Annotated in this window: 15 protein-coding genes; all 15 read left to right on the top strand. The window is 59.6% G+C overall.

What is annotated here, in order from left to right:
• Positions 1 to 59: 59 nt before the first annotated feature.
• The 15 genes from GOW04_RS07610 to nosZ all read left to right on the top strand — a co-directional run bounded on the left by GOW04_RS07610 (position 60) and on the right by nosZ (position 16,108).
• Positions 60 to 1,736 (top strand): cytochrome D1 domain-containing protein, encoded by a 1,677-nt coding sequence (locus GOW04_RS07610; protein WP_152460364.1) that lies wholly within the window; start codon positions 60 to 62, stop codon positions 1,734 to 1,736.
• Positions 1,737 to 1,860: 124 nt separating this feature from the next.
• On the top strand, positions 1,861 to 3,645 hold the full coding sequence (locus GOW04_RS07605) for a NapC/NirT family cytochrome c (RefSeq protein WP_171232085.1): 1,785 nt from the start codon (positions 1,861 to 1,863) through the stop codon (positions 3,643 to 3,645).
• A gap of 55 nt (positions 3,646 to 3,700) precedes the next feature.
• Entirely contained in the window at positions 3,701 to 4,102 is a 402-nt protein-coding gene (locus GOW04_RS07600) for a plastocyanin/azurin family copper-binding protein (RefSeq protein WP_171232084.1), read from the top strand.
• A gap of 198 nt (positions 4,103 to 4,300) precedes the next feature.
• A complete protein-coding gene (cobA, locus tag GOW04_RS07595) occupies positions 4,301 to 5,062 on the top strand; it encodes a uroporphyrinogen-III C-methyltransferase (RefSeq protein WP_171228836.1) in 762 nt (253 codons plus the stop codon).
• Positions 5,055 to 5,438: a cytochrome c gene (locus GOW04_RS07590; protein ID WP_171232083.1), complete on the top strand. Its 384-nt coding sequence runs from the start codon at positions 5,055 to 5,057 to the stop codon at positions 5,436 to 5,438. The genes cobA and GOW04_RS07590 overlap by 8 nt, the downstream gene beginning before the upstream one ends.
• Positions 5,435 to 6,580: a cytochrome D1 domain-containing protein gene (locus GOW04_RS07585; protein WP_171232082.1), complete on the top strand. Its 1,146-nt coding sequence runs from the start codon at positions 5,435 to 5,437 to the stop codon at positions 6,578 to 6,580. Before GOW04_RS07590 ends, GOW04_RS07585 begins: the two co-directional genes overlap by 4 nt.
• Before the next feature lie 3 nt (positions 6,581 to 6,583).
• Positions 6,584 to 7,573, top strand: a complete 990-nt coding sequence (locus GOW04_RS07580; RefSeq protein WP_171232081.1) for an AsnC family transcriptional regulator — start codon at positions 6,584 to 6,586, stop codon at positions 7,571 to 7,573.
• Positions 7,570 to 8,019, top strand: coding sequence for an Lrp/AsnC family transcriptional regulator (locus tag GOW04_RS07575; RefSeq protein ID WP_152460371.1), 450 nt, complete (start codon positions 7,570 to 7,572; stop codon positions 8,017 to 8,019). Before GOW04_RS07580 ends, GOW04_RS07575 begins: the two co-directional genes overlap by 4 nt.
• A complete protein-coding gene (locus GOW04_RS07570) occupies positions 8,016 to 8,498 on the top strand; it encodes an AsnC family transcriptional regulator (protein WP_171228841.1) in 483 nt (160 codons plus the stop codon). The genes GOW04_RS07575 and GOW04_RS07570 overlap by 4 nt, the downstream gene beginning before the upstream one ends.
• Positions 8,499 to 8,501: 3 nt before the next feature.
• A complete protein-coding gene (nirJ, locus tag GOW04_RS07565) occupies positions 8,502 to 9,716 on the top strand; it encodes a heme d1 biosynthesis radical SAM protein NirJ (RefSeq protein WP_152460373.1) in 1,215 nt (404 codons plus the stop codon).
• Positions 9,691 to 11,244: a nitrite reductase gene (locus tag GOW04_RS07560; protein WP_171232080.1), complete on the top strand. Its 1,554-nt coding sequence runs from the start codon at positions 9,691 to 9,693 to the stop codon at positions 11,242 to 11,244. The genes nirJ and GOW04_RS07560 overlap by 26 nt, the downstream gene beginning before the upstream one ends.
• On the top strand, positions 11,201 to 11,464 hold the full coding sequence (locus GOW04_RS07555) for a hypothetical protein (protein ID WP_171119362.1): 264 nt from the start codon (positions 11,201 to 11,203) through the stop codon (positions 11,462 to 11,464). The genes GOW04_RS07560 and GOW04_RS07555 overlap by 44 nt, the downstream gene beginning before the upstream one ends.
• Before the next feature lie 89 nt (positions 11,465 to 11,553).
• Entirely contained in the window at positions 11,554 to 12,018 is a 465-nt protein-coding gene (locus GOW04_RS07550; RefSeq protein ID WP_174830302.1) for a DUF2946 family protein, read from the top strand.
• Between the two features lie 44 nt (positions 12,019 to 12,062).
• Positions 12,063 to 14,186, top strand: a complete 2,124-nt coding sequence (locus GOW04_RS07545) for a NosR/NirI family protein (protein WP_174830322.1) — start codon at positions 12,063 to 12,065, stop codon at positions 14,184 to 14,186.
• A 14-nt stretch (positions 14,187 to 14,200) separates the two neighbouring features.
• Positions 14,201 to 16,108, top strand: a complete 1,908-nt coding sequence (nosZ, locus tag GOW04_RS07540) for a TAT-dependent nitrous-oxide reductase (RefSeq protein ID WP_171232078.1) — start codon at positions 14,201 to 14,203, stop codon at positions 16,106 to 16,108.
• The last annotated feature ends 1 nt before the right edge of the window (position 16,109 follow it).

The raw sequence follows: 16,109 nt of genomic DNA, 5'->3' as shown, positions 1-16,109 counted from the left end.
TGACATCCACGTGATGTTTCACTCTCGACACCGCCTCACCACGCATATGGAGAGTGATCATGTCACTTGGAATCAGCTACAACAAACCCGGCCGCGCCTTAGGGGTCGGATTGGCAATGTTGTTGGGCAGCGTCGCTGCTCCGACCTTCGCCGAAGAGCCAACTTTGAGCGAAGAAGCCTTTGAATCGTCTAAACAGCTCTATTTCGAACAATGCGCAGGCTGCCACGGCGTATTGCGCAAAGGGGCCACGGGTAAAAACCTGGAACCGCATTGGAAGAAGACCGCAGCCGACGGCACTGTAACCGAAGGCGGCACCTTGCAACTGGGGCAGGAACGCCTTGAAAAGATTATCGCCTGGGGAACCGAAGGCGGCATGAACAACTTCTCGGACATCATGACCGAGCAGGAAATCAAGGATATGGCGACCTACATCATGATGGAGCCGCCAAAACCACCTGAAATGTCGCTGGAACAGATGATGGCGACGCGTAAGGTCTATGTCGAAGAAGAGGACTATCCGACCGAGCCGCTGCACGGCCGCAACTGGGAAAACTTCTTTGTCGTCATCGAACGTGACGTAGGCAAGGTGGCCGTGATCGACGGCGACACCAAAGAGGTGCTGACCCACATCCCCACTGGCTACGCCGTGCACGTTCTGAAAGCGTCCGAACACCACAGCCTGACCGAGCCGGAACACCCCGGCCGCTTCTGGTACACAATGGGTCGCGACGGCAAGATGACCAAGATCGACCTTTGGCAGACGCCGGACAAGATGTTGGTATCCGAAGTCAAGATTGCATATGACGCCCGTGACGTCGCCGTTTCCGGCGATGGTAAATACGTCATCGGTGGTGGCTACTGGCCGCCGCACTTTGCTATCGTTGACGCGAAGACCATGGAACCGGTTAAGGTCGTATCGACCCGCGGCGTGAACGTCGACGGTGAGTATGTGGAAGAAGCCCGTGTGGCAGCCATCTACACCACTCCGAATGAACCCACCTGGATCGTTGCAGTGAAAGAGCTGGGACAGTTGTGGCAAGTCGATTACACCGATCTGGACAACCTTCGGATCGACAAGATCGACAGCGCCAAGTTCCTGCATGACGGGTTCTTCGATCCGACAGGCCGGTATTTCCAGATCGCCGCAAACGCGTCGAACAAGATGGTGGTTGTCGATACCGAAACCCACAAGCTTGAGGCGATGATCGACACAGCCGCGCTGCCGCACCCTGGTCCGGGCGCCAACTGGGTCGACCCGAACTGTGGACCTGTGGCGGGCACAACCCACCTTGGTGTCGGCACCGTGACCGTTTGGGGCAACGATCCTGAAAACCGTCCGGATGACGCCTGGAAAGTCTGCTACGAAGTGGAAACCGACGGCCCCGGCCTGTTCGTCCGCACCCACCCGAACTCGGATTACATCTGGGCTGACCAGACCAAGCATCCGGAACCGGAAGTGCAGCAATCCGTGCAGGTCATTTCGAAAGAAACCGGCGAAATCGTGAAGACGATCCAGATCACTGAAGACGAAGGCAGCGCCGCTGTTCACTTCGAATTCAACGCTGACGGTACCGAGGTATGGGTTTCCAAGTGGAACCTGTCAGACTCGAAGGAACCCAATGGTCAGATCGTGATCTTCGACGCGAAGACGCTGGAAGAAATCGGCCGCATCGATGGGCTTTATGCCCCGACCGGCAAGTTCAACGTCTACAACCGGTCGAACCACGTCACCTGACGAGGTCAGGACGACCACAGGAAAGGGCGGGCCCCTCGCCCGCCCTTTCCTTGTTTGAGTCATCAGCCAAACTCACCGGCCTGCCACCAAGGGCCAGACAATACAGCCAAAACGGAGCCCGGATATGACCTCCGAACCGGAAAAGAAAAAACCGATCTGGCGCCGGTATTTCCTATGGGGAATGCCTGTGGCCGGTATCGCCGGGGCCTTTGCCGCCGGCATCATCTTCTGGGGCGGGTTCAACACCGCAATGGAAGCCACGAACACCAAGGAATTCTGCATCTCATGTCACGAGATGCGAGATTTTGTTTACGAAGAATATACCGGCACGATTCATGACGTGAACCGTTCGGGTGTGGGGGCTGTCTGTTCCGACTGCCACGTTCCCAAAGACTGGACACATAAGATGATCCGTAAGATCAAGGCGTCCAAAGAGCTGTATGGCAAGATGGTCGGTACCATCAACACCCGTGAAAAGTTCGAGGCCAAACGTGTACATCTGGCCATGAACGAATGGGAGCGGATGAAGGCCACAGACTCGCGCGAATGCCGCAACTGTCACGATTTCGAATCGATGATGCCCGAATTCCAGAAACCACGCGCCCGTCAGCAGCACCTCAATGCGATGACTGTCGGACAGACCTGTATCGACTGCCACAAGGGGATTGCACACTCGGATGCACGCGACCGGGCGGACGAAGAGTATCTGGAAAAGCTTGAAGCACCGAACCCGGACTTCATCCGGCCCATCCCTCCGGAATATTTGGCCAGTCTCGAAAAGATCGAAGCCAAAGAGGCCGCTGAAGCAGAAGCAGAAAAAGCCGCCAAAAAGGCTCAGCAAGAGGCCGTTCAGGCCCAGATCGCAGCGGCTGTTGACGCTGCTTTGGAAGAAGAACGCGCAAAAACCTCCGGTGAAGACGCCGCGGCGCCCTCTGGCGGAGCAAGCGACGTTGGGTCCAACATCGACTGGAACGCAGTGGCCGCGGCGGATCTGAAACTCTTCTACCCCGGACAGGCCTCGTTTGAATGGGTCCAGAACGGCAAGTTCCATGGTGGCGCGCGCCCCCTGACCAAAGGCGGGGATCAGTGCACCACCTGTCACGCCAAGGAACTGGACACCATAGGCAACAAGATCGTTGCGGGTGGAGATCTGGAACCGACCCCGATTCCGGGCAAACGCGGTGTCATCGACGCAACCGTTCAGGCGGCGCATGACGACGAAAACCTGTACATTCGCCTGCAATGGCCGGACGCGGGTCACAACCCTGTCCCGTTCGTCGATGGCGGCAAGATGGACCCGGACAACCAGATCAAGGTTGCCATGATGATTACCGGCACTGGTATCGAGCTGGGCGATCAGGTGGGATGCTGGGCTTCGTGCCACGCCGACAACACCTATATGCCTTTTGCGCCCGAAGCAGATGCGATCGCCGCCAATGCGGATGTTGCTGGCCGCCTCAATGCCACGGACACCATTACCAAATACATCAGCGAAAGCCGCACGGATGTTGAGGTCAAAGGTCGCCGCGGCAAGGCCCTGGGGGGCTGGGACAAGCTGAAGGCCGAGGAACAGATCGAGCAGTACCTGGCCGACGGCACCTATCTTGACCTGATGCGTGTCTACGCCGACGGAAGCGCCACCAATGGCTATCTGTTGGAGCAGCGCGTGGTCAATGATGGTGAAATCGCCGCATCGGCCGAACTGTCCGGTGGCATGTGGACCGTGGTGTTTATGCGCCCCCTGAATTCAGGCGCGCCCGGTGATGTGCCATTGGAGGCAGGCAAGACCTATACCGTTGGCTTTGCCATCCACGACGATTTTACCGCCGCAAGGTTCCACCACGTGACGCTGAATACCAGCCTGGCGCTGGATGATGACAGCGCGTTCATCAACGTGGTCAAACAATGACGGATCGGGGCCGGGTCAACCGGCCCCGGCCACTCTTGGAAAGGAGTCATGGACCATGAAACCCCAACGCCTTCTTCCCGCGCTGCTGCTTCTGGCCGCGCCCGCCTGGGCGGACGAAACCGCCGAAATCTGCGCCGAGGCCGAAGAGCGCTATGTCGAGTTGTTCGGTCAGCCTTCGTCGGCCGTCGAAGACGCCGAAGTGGTGCTGATGTACAAATACAATTTTTGCCCATCCGAATTGACGGTGAAGGCAGGCACAACAGTCCGGTGGGTGAATGTCGACAAACGCACCAGCCATTCCGTTCTGTTGAAGGATGGTAGCCAACCTGAAAGTGATCGCCTGTTCCCCGAGGAATCTGTTGAACTGACCCTTCTCACGCCCGGCCCACAGGACTATCTGTGCGGCCCGCATTGGGAGACACAGAACATGATCGGAATGATCACCGTCGAACCCTGAAACAGGGCACAATACAGGCAAGATGAAGGAGCGCGGGCGCAAATCCCGCGCTCCTTAACTTATGTCAAGGAGGTTGGTTTTCAATTGGGCCAATCTTCCCCCATGACACGCCCGGCTCACCCAGCAACGTCTTGCAAACGCAGCGGATCTGCGTGGAATACCGGGTCTCGAAGACTTTCAGACCAAGCGAGTTTGCACATGAGCGGTAAGGTTTTTCTGATTGGCGCAGGCCCCGGCGACCCCGAGCTGATGACCCTGCGCGCACTGCGGATGCTGCAAGAAGCGGATGTCGTGGTTTATGACCGGCTGGTGTCCGCCGACATTCTGAACTTGCACGCGGAAGGCGCCAGGCTGATCCCTGTCGGCAAGGCCCCCAAATGCCATACCGTTCCGCAGGACCGCATCAACGAAATACTGCTTGAAGAAGCCAGCGCAGGTCACACGGTCGCCCGGCTGAAAGGCGGCGACCCCATGATCTTTGGTCGCGGCTCGGAAGAGGCCGCCTATCTGATGGCCCGCGGTGTCGCTGTCGAATACGCACCGGGCATCACGGCGGCCCAGGGGGCGTCTTGTTCGACGGGTGTGCCGCTGACCCATCGCGGGCTGGCGACCTCGGTTCAATATGTCACCGGACATCGGCAGGCCGACAAAGTGCTGGATCTGGACTGGAAACGTCTTGCCGATCCGGACTCGACACTGGTGGTCTATATGGGCGTCGCCAATATCGGTCAGATCGCCATGGGGTTGATGACCGAGAACCTGCCAGGCTCGACACCGGTTCTGGCGGTGGGCAAGGCCACGACACCTGATGAGCGTCGTCTAGTGTCACGACTTGACCAGTTGGCCACGGATGTGCGTGCAGCCGACCTGAAGGCGCCGACGCTGTTTATCATTGGCAAGGTGGTTTCGCTTTATGCCGAACGGCCTGTAGCCGAGCTTCTGGAACAGGCCCATGGCTAAGCTGGGAAGACGAGATCAGGGGATTGTCCCAACATGCACCGACAGATCGCCGGGTCGCTCGGGGTGGGCGGCGCGAACCTGTCTGACCATTGCGGTTCTGGCCGCGACCTCTGCTTTCGCGGCGGATGTCATCGATCCCGATACCCTGAAAAGACTTGTGCATCAGGATTGCGGTTCCTGTCACGGCCTGTCCCTGAAGGGCGGTCTTGGTCCCGATCTGCGCAGTGAGACACTTGAACACTACGACGCGGGTGTTTTGACCAGCGTCATCCTTGACGGCATCCCCGACACCGCGATGCCCCCATGGCGGCCCTTGATCAGTGAAGAAGAGGCCGAATGGATCGCCCGTTACCTGCTGGAACAGGAGGCACAATGAAACACTTCATTCTTGGCCTTGCAGCCACATTGATGATGACTACAGCGCAGGCTGAACCGACCGCGACAGGCGACCTTGGCCTGGTCATCGAACGCGCCAAGGGCTCGGTGCTTCTTGTGGATCAGTCCGACCGTGCAGCTCTGGCCCGGATCGAGGGATTGGGTGATCTGTCGCATGCGTCTTTGGTCTATTCGCCCGATGAACGGTTTGCCTATGTGTTTGGCCGCGACGGCGGGCTGACCAAGATCGACATCGTGACCCGCCAGATCGTGAACCGCGTCGTGCAGGCCGGCAACGCCATCGGCGGGGCGATTTCGGACGATGGCAAGCTTGTGGCCGTGTCGAATTACGAACCCGGTGGCGTGCGCGTATTCGATGCGGACACGCTTGAGATGGTCGCCGACATCCCGACCGACAGCAAAACCATCGGCCTGGTCGATGCGCCGGGTCGGCGGTTCGTTTTCACGATGTGGGACACTGGGGAGACCTGGATTGCCGATTTCGCAAAGGGCGCACCAGAGATCACCGAGATCCCGGACATGGGCAAGAACCCATATGACGCGCTGATCACTGCCAATGGCCGCACCTATATCACCGGTCTTTTTGGCGAGGACGGCCTGACCGCGCTGGATCTGTGGGCCGAAACCCCCGAGCCGATCCGGGTTCTTCCCGATTACGGGCGTGGTCAGGAAGAAATGCCGGTCTACAAGATGCCTCATCTGGAAGGCTGGGCGCTGACGGGCCGCGAGTTCGTTTTGCCCGCTGTCGGCCATCACGAGGTTCTGTGGATCGACGCCGACACTCTGACCGAAACGGGGAGGACCAAAACCCACGGGCAACCGGTCTTTGCCATGGCCCGTCCCGATGGGCGGCAGGTCTGGGTGAATTTCGCCCACCCGCTGAATGACACCATTCAGGTGATCGACAGTGTCAGCAAACAGATCATCCACGAATTCAAACCCGGCCCGGCGGTATTGCACATGGAGTTCACGCCACGCGGGCATGAAGTCTGGATCAGCGTGCGCGATGCCAACAAGGTCATGGTCTACGACACGCACAGTTTTGAAAAACTGCGCGAGATCGACGCGGACAGCCCGTCCGGCATCTTCTTCACCGCCCGTGCGCACAGAACGGGGCTGTAACCGATGCGACATATCACGGACCCGATCGACCGCCGCCTGCTGGACGAATTTCAGCGCGACTTCCCGATCACCGAGAGACCGTTCCAGATGCTGGGTAACGCACTCGGGCTGGACGAAGCCGAAGTCATTCACCGCTTGTCCCGGATGCGCGCCACAGGCCGTATTACACGGGTTGGCGCCACCATCACGCCCGGCGCGGTGACGGCCAGCACCCTGGCTGCCGTGGCGGCTCCGGAAGATCGGTTGGAGGAGGTCGCCGCCCTGATCGATGCCGAACCCGGGGTGAACCACAATTATCAACGCGAAGACGCGTGGAACCTGTGGTTTGTCGCGACCGGGCCGGACCGCGCGCATGTCAACGATACCTTGGCGCGGATCAGTCGATCCACCGGATTGCAGGTGCTGGACCTGCGGCTGGTGCGTCCTTTCAACGTGGATCTTGGTTTTCGCATGACTGGCGGAGCCAAAAACGTACCCACGGCGCGAAAGGTCGATGCATCCGTCATGCGCGAGGGCGATCGCTGCCTGCTACAGTCTCTGAGTTCCGGGCTATCTTTGGTCTCAGAACCCTATGCTGCTCTGGCTCGTTCGCTGAAACGGGATGTGACAGACTTGATGGGGCGGGTCGAAGCCCTGCATGCCGCCGGAATAATCTCGCGGCTGGGCGTCATTGTGCGTCACCGGGCGCTTGGCTGGTCGGCCAATGCGATGGTGGTCTGGGACCTGCCGGCAGAACAGATTGAAACCGCGGGTCCGGCTTTGGCCGCCTTCCCGGGGGTGACCTTGTGCTATGAGCGGAATCCGGTTCCCGATGTCTGGCCATATCGCCTGTATTCCATGATCCACGCCCGCACACGCAATGAGGCTTTGGATGTTCTGGCCGGTGCGATTGCATTGCCCGAATTGGCCGGAGCACGGAACAAGGTCCTGTTCTCAACCCGCTGTTTCAAACAGACCGGCGCGCTGATTCAAGCAAAGGAGGTCGCCGCATGACGCTGGACCAAACGGATCGCGCGATCCTGAATCGTATGCAAGAGGATCTGCCGCTTACTTCGCACCCTTACGCAACCGTCGCCGCAGAGCTTGGCCTGTCCGAGGCGGAATTGCTGTCGCGTCTGAGACGTATGAAAGATGACCGCGTCATTACGCGCTTCGGTCCATTTTTCGACGCCGCGGCCATGGGTGGGGCTTTCTGCCTTTGCGCAATGGCCGTTCCAGACGAAGAATTCGAAACCGTCCTGACCAAAGTCAATGCACATCCCGAAGTGGCACATAACTATGAACGCACGCATCGGCTGAACATGTGGTTCGTGCTGGCCACCGAAACACCCGAGGGGATCGAGGCCACCGCCGATGCCATCGAACGGGAAACGGGAGTCAATGTTCTCCGTTTCCCCAAACTTCAGGAATTTTTCATCGGCTTCCGGGTGGCGGCATGATCGACGCAACAGACAGACAGATTATCGAGTCCCTCCAGGGGGGACTGCCCCTGGTGGCCGCGCCCTATGCGCAGGTCGCTGCCGATCTGGGCCTGACCGAGGCCACCCTGCTGGACCGGCTGGCATCGCTGAAGGCGCGTGGGGTGATCCGACGGATCGCGGCAGCCCCCAACCATTACAAGCTGGGCATGACGTCGAACGGCATGACCGTCTGGGACGTGCAGGATGACCTGATCACCGAACTGGGCGCTCATATCGGGGCACTGCCTTTCGTCACCCATTGCTATGAGCGGCCCCGCGCCCTGCCCGACTGGCCCTACAACCTGTTCGCCATGGTTCATGGCAGCTCGCGCGACGAGGTCGAAGACAAACGCGGCCAGATCGCCGCGATTCTGGGATCGGCCTGCCGCGGCAGCGATATCCTCTATTCCACGCGCATCCTGAAAAAGACCGGACTGCGCCTGAAACAGAAAGGCTGAAACATGTTCCGCCTGACCGAATACATGCATCAGCTGGTCAAGCCGACTCCGGTGCGCAAACGGCGCCCCGGCCCGGTAAAGCCGGTTGTGATCTGGAATCTGACGCGGCGCTGCAACCTGAAGTGCCGCCATTGCTACACCGTCTCGGCGGATGTCGCGTTCCCGGGTGAGCTCAGCCATGAGCAAGCCATGGTAACCCTTGAGGATCTGGGCCAGTTTCGCGTCCCGGCCCTGATCCTCTCGGGTGGGGAACCGCTGGACCGGTTCGATTTCTTCGACATTGCAAAACGCGCCCGTGATCTGGTGCCAATGCTGGCCTTGTCGACCAACGGGACCCGGATCTATGACGAAACTGCCGATATGATAGCGGATGTGGGCTTCAACTATGTAGGCATCTCGCTGGACGGGATCGGAGCGACGAATGACTGGTTTCGCGGCGTCGAGGGCGCTTTTGCGGACGCCCTGCGCGGCGTGCGAGAGTGCAAAAAGCGTGGCATCAAGGTTGGCCTGCGGTTCTGCCTGACCGAAGGCACGCAACATCACTTGCCTGACTTGCTGAGCCTTTGTGATGATGAAGGTGTCGACAAGTTCTACCTGTCGCATCTTGTCTATGCGGGGCGCGGCGACAAGAACCGGGGCGAAGACGCCGCGCATCAGCGCACGCGCAAAGGCCTGGATCTGTTGCTGGAACGCGCCTGGGAAGCCGCATCGGGCGGCCGTCCGCTGGATATCGTGACCGGGAACAACGACGCTGATGCCGGGTATTTCCTGAACTGGATTCGCACGCATTTCGACGCCGACAAGGCTGCACATGTGCGCGCGCACCTAGCCGCGTGGGGTGGAAACTCAAGTGGTTTGGGTGTTGCCAATATCGACAATCTCGGCCGGGTCCATCCGGACACTTACTGGTCTGACTACACGGTGGGCAACGTAAAGACCAAATCGTTTTCCGAACTCTGGACCGGCGATGATCCGATGCTTGCCATGCTCCGCACCCGCCCACGCCCGCTGAAGGGGCGCTGCGGAGCCTGCGAACTCAAAGACGTGTGCGGCGGCAATACCCGCATCCGCGCCCTGCAATTGACCGGTGATCCCTGGGCCGAGGATCCGGCCTGTTACCTGTCCAACCAGGAAATCGGTGTGGATGATGCAGGGGAACGCCTTCAGGTCACACCGTTTCGGGGGAAAAGCCATGATCCGGCGCATCAGTTCTTTTAAGACACTCACATTCGGTACTTTGTGCTCGGTGTTGCTGGCGGGCACCGCCTGGGCGGATGCCCAATCGGATTACGCCGAACATTGCGCCTCATGCCATGGTGAGAACCGTCTGGGCGGGGTTGGCCCCGCGCTGATCCCTGAAACGCTCAAACGCATGCGGGGTCCCCGGGTTGCTGCGGTAATCGCGGAAGGGCGCGCGGCGACACAGATGCCGGCCTTCTCGCACGAGCTGGATGCCCTGCAAATCGAAGAGCTGGCGGGTTGGTTGAAATCGCCGTTGGAATCCGACCCCGAATGGGGCGAGGCCCAGATATTGGCCAGCCGGACGCTGGACGAGGAATATGTACCGGTGGATGCGCCTGTCTGGGACAGCGACCCGATGAACATTACGCTGGTGGTGGAAACCGGAGATCACCATGTCAGCGTTCTGGACGGTGACACGTTCGAGGTTCTGGACCGGTTCGAAACCCCCTTCGCCGTGCATGGCGGCCCCAAGTTCAGCCCGGATGGGCGGTATGTCTTCATCATGTCGCGCGATGGCTGGGTCCAGAAGTACGACATCTGGGCGCTGAAACAGGTGGGCCGTGTGCGTGCCGGCCTGAACAGCCGCAACATCGCCATGTCGGGCGATGGCAAATGGGTGGCCGTGGCGAATTACCTGCCAAACAGCCTGACGGTGTTGTCCACCGAAGACCTTTCCGTCGCAAAGGTCATCGAGGTCAAAAGCAAGAAGGGCCTGCCCAGCCGCGTCTCTGCGGTCTACCAGGCCCCTCCGCGGGAAAGCTTTGTTTTGGCACTGAAGGATGTGCCCGAGATTTGGGAAGTGTTTTACGGCGCCAATCCCCCGCAATCCGGGCTTGGTCATGATTTCCGCATCGAAGGCCAGTTCAAGAACCCTGATCCTTTCCCTGTGCGCAAGATCACAACGGCTGACTATCTGGACGATTTCTTTTTCGACCAGAGTTATGAATTTGTCATGGGGGCGTCCCGCGATGGCAAGGGCGGGCAAGTGATTGATCTGGTGATCGGGCACAAGGTGGCCGATCTGGATTTGCCCGGAATGCCGCATCTGGGCTCGGGGATCACATGGAAACACGGCGATACGACCGTGATGGCCACGCCGCACCTGACAGACGGCGCCGTGTCGGTGATCGACATGGAAAGCTGGGAAACCGTCAAACGGATCAAGACCGAAGGGCCCGGGTTCTTCATGCGCAGCCATGAGAATTCGCCTTATGTCTGGGCGGACGTTTTCTTTGGCCCCAACAAGGACGCGATGCACGTCATCGACAAGCAAAGCCTTGAAATCGTGAAAACACTGCGCCCTGCGCCGGGCAAGACCGTGGCCCATGTCGAGTTCACAAGAGATGGCAGCCACGCGCTGGTTTCGATCTGGGAAGATGACGGCGCGGTGATCGTCTATGACGCGCAGACGCTGGAAGAAATCCGCCGCCTGCCGATGCGCAAACCTTCGGGGAAATACAATGTCTGGAACAAGATCACCTTCTCGGAAGGAACCAGCCACTGAGGGGAAATGGCCGGTTTGGAAACTGGCCATTCTGCTGTATCCGGCCACGGCGTTGACCGTTGCCATCAACCTGTTTTTGCTCGGGCTTATCCTGCACAGCGTCGGGTTCGGCGCAATTGAACCGGTGCCGGCGATCATCTGGTCGATTCCGCTGGGCATTCCTGCGGCATGGCTGGCCGGTCGGTGGCTGCGCGGATTGATGGACGAGGCCGACGGGTAGGTGCAAATTTTCAGGCACCTGACCTAAGTCAAGTCTTCGCCTGGAAGAATCCCCTAAGTTTTTGAAAAGAACGCCGAGCTGGATTCTCAATGCCTACCGTCCGCCCCCCGCAAAGCCTGTTTGATCGCGTGTCCCGCGCGGTGTGCGGTTTGGTGGGTATTTTCCTGTTGCTTTTGCAGATGCTTGGCCCGGTGCTGGCGAGTCCCGGGGACAGCATGTGGATCGAGATCTGCTCGGAGGCAGGGGCGGTCTGGGTTGAAGTGGACCTTGAGGAAGGCACTGACGACCCGACCGCGCCTTGCCCGAAATGCGCCGATTGCGCGCTGTGCGCGGTGACAACGGCAGCCCCGCTGCCGGATCTGCCGCTGCTGATGCAATCCGAAAATGTACGGATAGTACCCGCTGCAATCGGGGATCTGTGCATTTTGTACAACTCAAGGCGACTGTGGCCCGAAACCCGAGGGCCCCCGTTCGCGACCCAAGAAGAATTTGAACGCGCCCTGCGCGCGTCCGTGGCGTCCACCCTAGCAATCGGAGGTGCGCCGTGGTCGTAAGTCGCGCAATCCATTTCCTGCTGGCTTTCACTCTGTCCTGCCTGATGGCGATCAACGCCCATGCCGACAGCCTGGCCAGTTTCCTGCCCGACATCGAACCTGCCGATCTGGCCCCCGGCGCCGATGCCTTTGGCCCGGTGCGCGATGACGTCAAGGTCGCCCCCGTCCTGAAGGGCGGCGAGACCGTTGCCTGGGCATTCCTGACCTCGGACTTTGTTGGCACGACGGGCTATTCCGGCAAACCGATCCACGTGGTTGCCGCCATCGACAACGACGCTGTGTTGACCGGTGTGCAACTGGTCAAGCATTCGGAACCCATCGTGCTGATTGGCATCCCCAATTCCCGCATGGTTGAATTGACCGAAGGCTATGCGGGCCTGGACCTGAAGGTTGAAGCCGAAACCGGGGGTGAGGGGCACGACCTCGACATCATCTCGGGGGCGACGGTCACGATCATGGTGATCGACGACAGCCTTGTGCGTGGCGGTATCAAGGTGGCGCGTGCATTGGGTCTGGGCGGCCTGTCGCCGTTGCAGGCCGACGGGCCAAAGCGCGAAGTCGATATGGCGCAGAATACGGTCTATGACTGGTCGACCCTCTCGGGTGACGGCTCGATCCGGCGGCTGACGCTGGATGTCGGGCAGGTCAATGCCGCCTTCGAGGCCACCGGAGACCAGCGCGCGATCAAGCGCCCGGAACCGGGCGAACCGGATGACACTTTCATCGACATGCATATGGCGCTTGTCTCGGTTCCGTCGATCGGCAAGTCACTGCTGGGCGACGCCGAGTACCAGAACCTCGTGAACTGGTTGGACGAGGGCGAACAGGCCATTCTGGTGCTGGGGCGCGGTGCCTACAGCTTCAAGGGTTCAGGCTATGTGCGCGGCGGGATTTTCGATCGGATCCAGTTGATCCAGGGCGACAATTCGGTCCGGTTCTTCGACAAACAGCAAGTACGCCTTGGCAAGGTTGCAGCCCCGGATGCGCCCAGTTTCACAGAGCTGGACATCTTCAAGATCCCCGCCGATGCCGAGTTCGACCCGACCGAGCCGTTCCGCCTGCAACTGCTGGTACAGCGTGCCGTGGGTGCTGTTGAGAAAACCTTTCTGACATTCGATCTGGGCTACAAACTGCCCGACCGTTACCTGCTGCCCGTCGCAGCCCCAAAGATTGTCGACGATGCGACCGGCGAAGCCGCCGCCAAGGCTGCCCTGTGGCAGCGCATCTGGAAGGATCGCACCGTCGAAATCGCCGTTCTTGGCGTCATGCTGCTGGTCCTGACCGCGACGTTCTTCTTCCAGTTCCACGCGACGATGAATGCGCGGGTCTTCTACTGGTTCCGCATCGGCTACCTGACAATGACCCTGTTCTTCATCGGCTGGTACGCCAACGCGCAGCTGAGCGTGGTGAACCTGATGGCACTGGCGGGCAGCCTGCGCACAGGATTCTCGTGGGATGCGTTCCTGCTGGACCCGCTGGTGTTCATCCAATGGTTCGCCGTCGCCGCCGCATTGTTGTTCTGGGGTCGCGGGGCCTATTGCGGATGGCTGTGCCCGTTCGGCGCGTTGCAGGAATTGACCAACAAGATCGCGCGCGCCCTGAAAGTGCCGCAATGGACACTGCCCTGGGGTCTGAACGAACGCCTGTGGCCCGCGAAATACATGATCTTTCTGGGTCTTTTCGGGCTCAGCTTCATCTCGATCCCGTTGGCCGAGAAATATGCCGAGGTCGAGCCGTTCAAAACGGCGATCATTCTGAAATTCATGCGCGATTGGCCTTTCGTAGTCTTTGCGCTGGCCCTGCTGGGGATCGGGCTGTTCATCGAACGGTTCTATTGCCGCTATCTCTGCCCGCTGGGCGGAGCACTGGCGATCCCTGCCCGTATTCGCATGTTCGACTGGCTGCGCCGCTACAAGGATTGCGGCACGCCCTGTCAGACCTGCGCCAATGAATGCCCCGTTCAGGCGATCCACCCCACCGGTGAGATCAATCCGAACGAGTGCGTCACCTGCCTGCATTGTCAGGTGCTCTACCAGTCCGAGGACAAATGTCCCGTCGTTATCCGCCAGCTGAAACGGCGGGCCAAGACAGGATCGGTCCAGATGAAGACCCCGCTCGGACAACCACCGGCGAACCATCCGAACGCCAAACCGCAAACCGTTTCCTAAAAGGAGGAACGAACATGTCGGAACATGACAACAAACTAACCGTCACACGCCGTGGGATGCTGGGTGCAACAGCAACCGGTGCCGTGCTGGCCGGGACCGGTCTGGGCTCGACCCTGATGACCGCGAAACAGGCGAGCGCCGCGGCCAATGCCAATCTCGAACCGGGCGAACTGGACGAGTATTACGGTTTCTGGTCCTCGGGTCAGACCGGCGAGCTGCGCATTCTGGGCTTTCCGTCCATGCGCGAGCTGATGCGGGTGCCGGTGTTCAACCGCTGCTCGGCCACGGGCTGGGGTCAGACCAACGAGTCACTGAAGATCATGACCGAAGGGTTGCTGCCTGAAACCAAGGAGTTTCTCGCCAAGCGTGGCATGAAGACCTATGACAACGGCGACCTTCACCACCCGCACATGTCGTTCACCGACGGCACATATGACGGCCGTTACCTGTTCATGAACGACAAGGCCAACACCCGAGTTGCCCGCGTGCGCTGCGACGTTATGAAATGCGACAAGATCACCGAGATCCCGAATGCCAAGGCGATCCACGGTCTGCGTCCGCAGAAATTCCCGCGCACCGGATATGTATTTGCCAACGGTGAGGATGAAACGCCGCTGGTCAATGACGGCACTGTGCTGGATGATCCGTCGCAATACGTGAACATCTTCACCGCGCTGGATGGCGACACCATGGAAGTGGCGTGGCAGGTGATTGTGTCGGGCAACCTCGACAACACCGACTGCGACTATCAGGGTAAATACGCCTATTCGACCTCGTACAACTCGGAAATGGGTATGAACCTGGCCGAGATGACTGAGAATGAGCTGGACCACGTCGTTGTCTTCAACCTCGCGGAAATCGAAGCGGGTATTGAGGCCGGCGACTACCAAGAGCTGAAAGGCGTCAAGGTTCTGGACGGACGTAAGGGTCAGAACAAGAAATACACCCGCTACATCCCGATCCCGAACTCGCCGCACGGCATCAACACCGCGCCCGACGGCAAGCATGTCTGCATCAACGGTAAGCTGTCGCCAACTGTATCGATCATGGACGTCACCAAACTGGACGCCCTTTTCGAAAGCGACGCCGACCCGCGGTCGTGCATCGTGGGTGAGCCGCAGCTGGGCCTTGGCCCGCTTCACACCGCTTATGACGGTCAGGGTAACGCGTTCACCACGCTGTTCCTCGACAGCCAGATCGTGAAGTGGAACATCGAAAAGGCAATCGAAGCTTATGGTGGCGCCGATGTCGATCCGATCATCTCGAAAGTCGATGTTCACTATCAGCCGGGTCACAACTCGACCTCGATGGGTGAAACCAAGGATGCTGACGGCAAGTGGCTGATTTCGATGAATAAGTTCTCGAAAGACCGCTTCCTCAACGTAGGCCCGCTGAAGCCTGAGAACGAGCAGCTGATCGACATCTCGTCGGATGAGATGAAGGTGGTTCACGACGGTCCCACCTTTGCCGAACCGCATGACTCGATCATCGTGCGCAGCGACATCGTCAACCCGGTTAACGTCTGGGACCGCGCCGACGTCACATGGGAAGACGCCCGCAAGCAAGCAGAAGCCGACGGCATCGATCTGGAAGAAGGCGCCGAGGAACCCATCCGGGACGGCAACAAGGTGCGGGTCTACATGACATCGCAGGCCCCGACCTTCAGCCTTGAGAAGTTCACCGTCAAGCAGGGTGACGAGGTGACGGTCTACATCACCAACCTGGATGACGTGGACGACGTGACCCACGGCTTCTGCCTGGGCAACTACGGTATCGCGATGGAAGTTGCACCGCTGGCGACCGCCTCGGTCACCTTCACCGCTGACCGTCCAGGCGTGCATTGGTTCTATTGCCAGTGGTTCTGCCACGCGCTGCACATGGAAATGCGCGGCCGGATGCTGGTCGAGCCGCAGGGAGCATAAC

It is taken from the genome of Ruegeria sp. HKCCA4812 (assembly GCF_013034245.1).
Taxonomy (GTDB): domain Bacteria; phylum Pseudomonadota; class Alphaproteobacteria; order Rhodobacterales; family Rhodobacteraceae; genus Ruegeria.
This window is presented reverse-complemented; position numbering and strand designations above follow the sequence as displayed.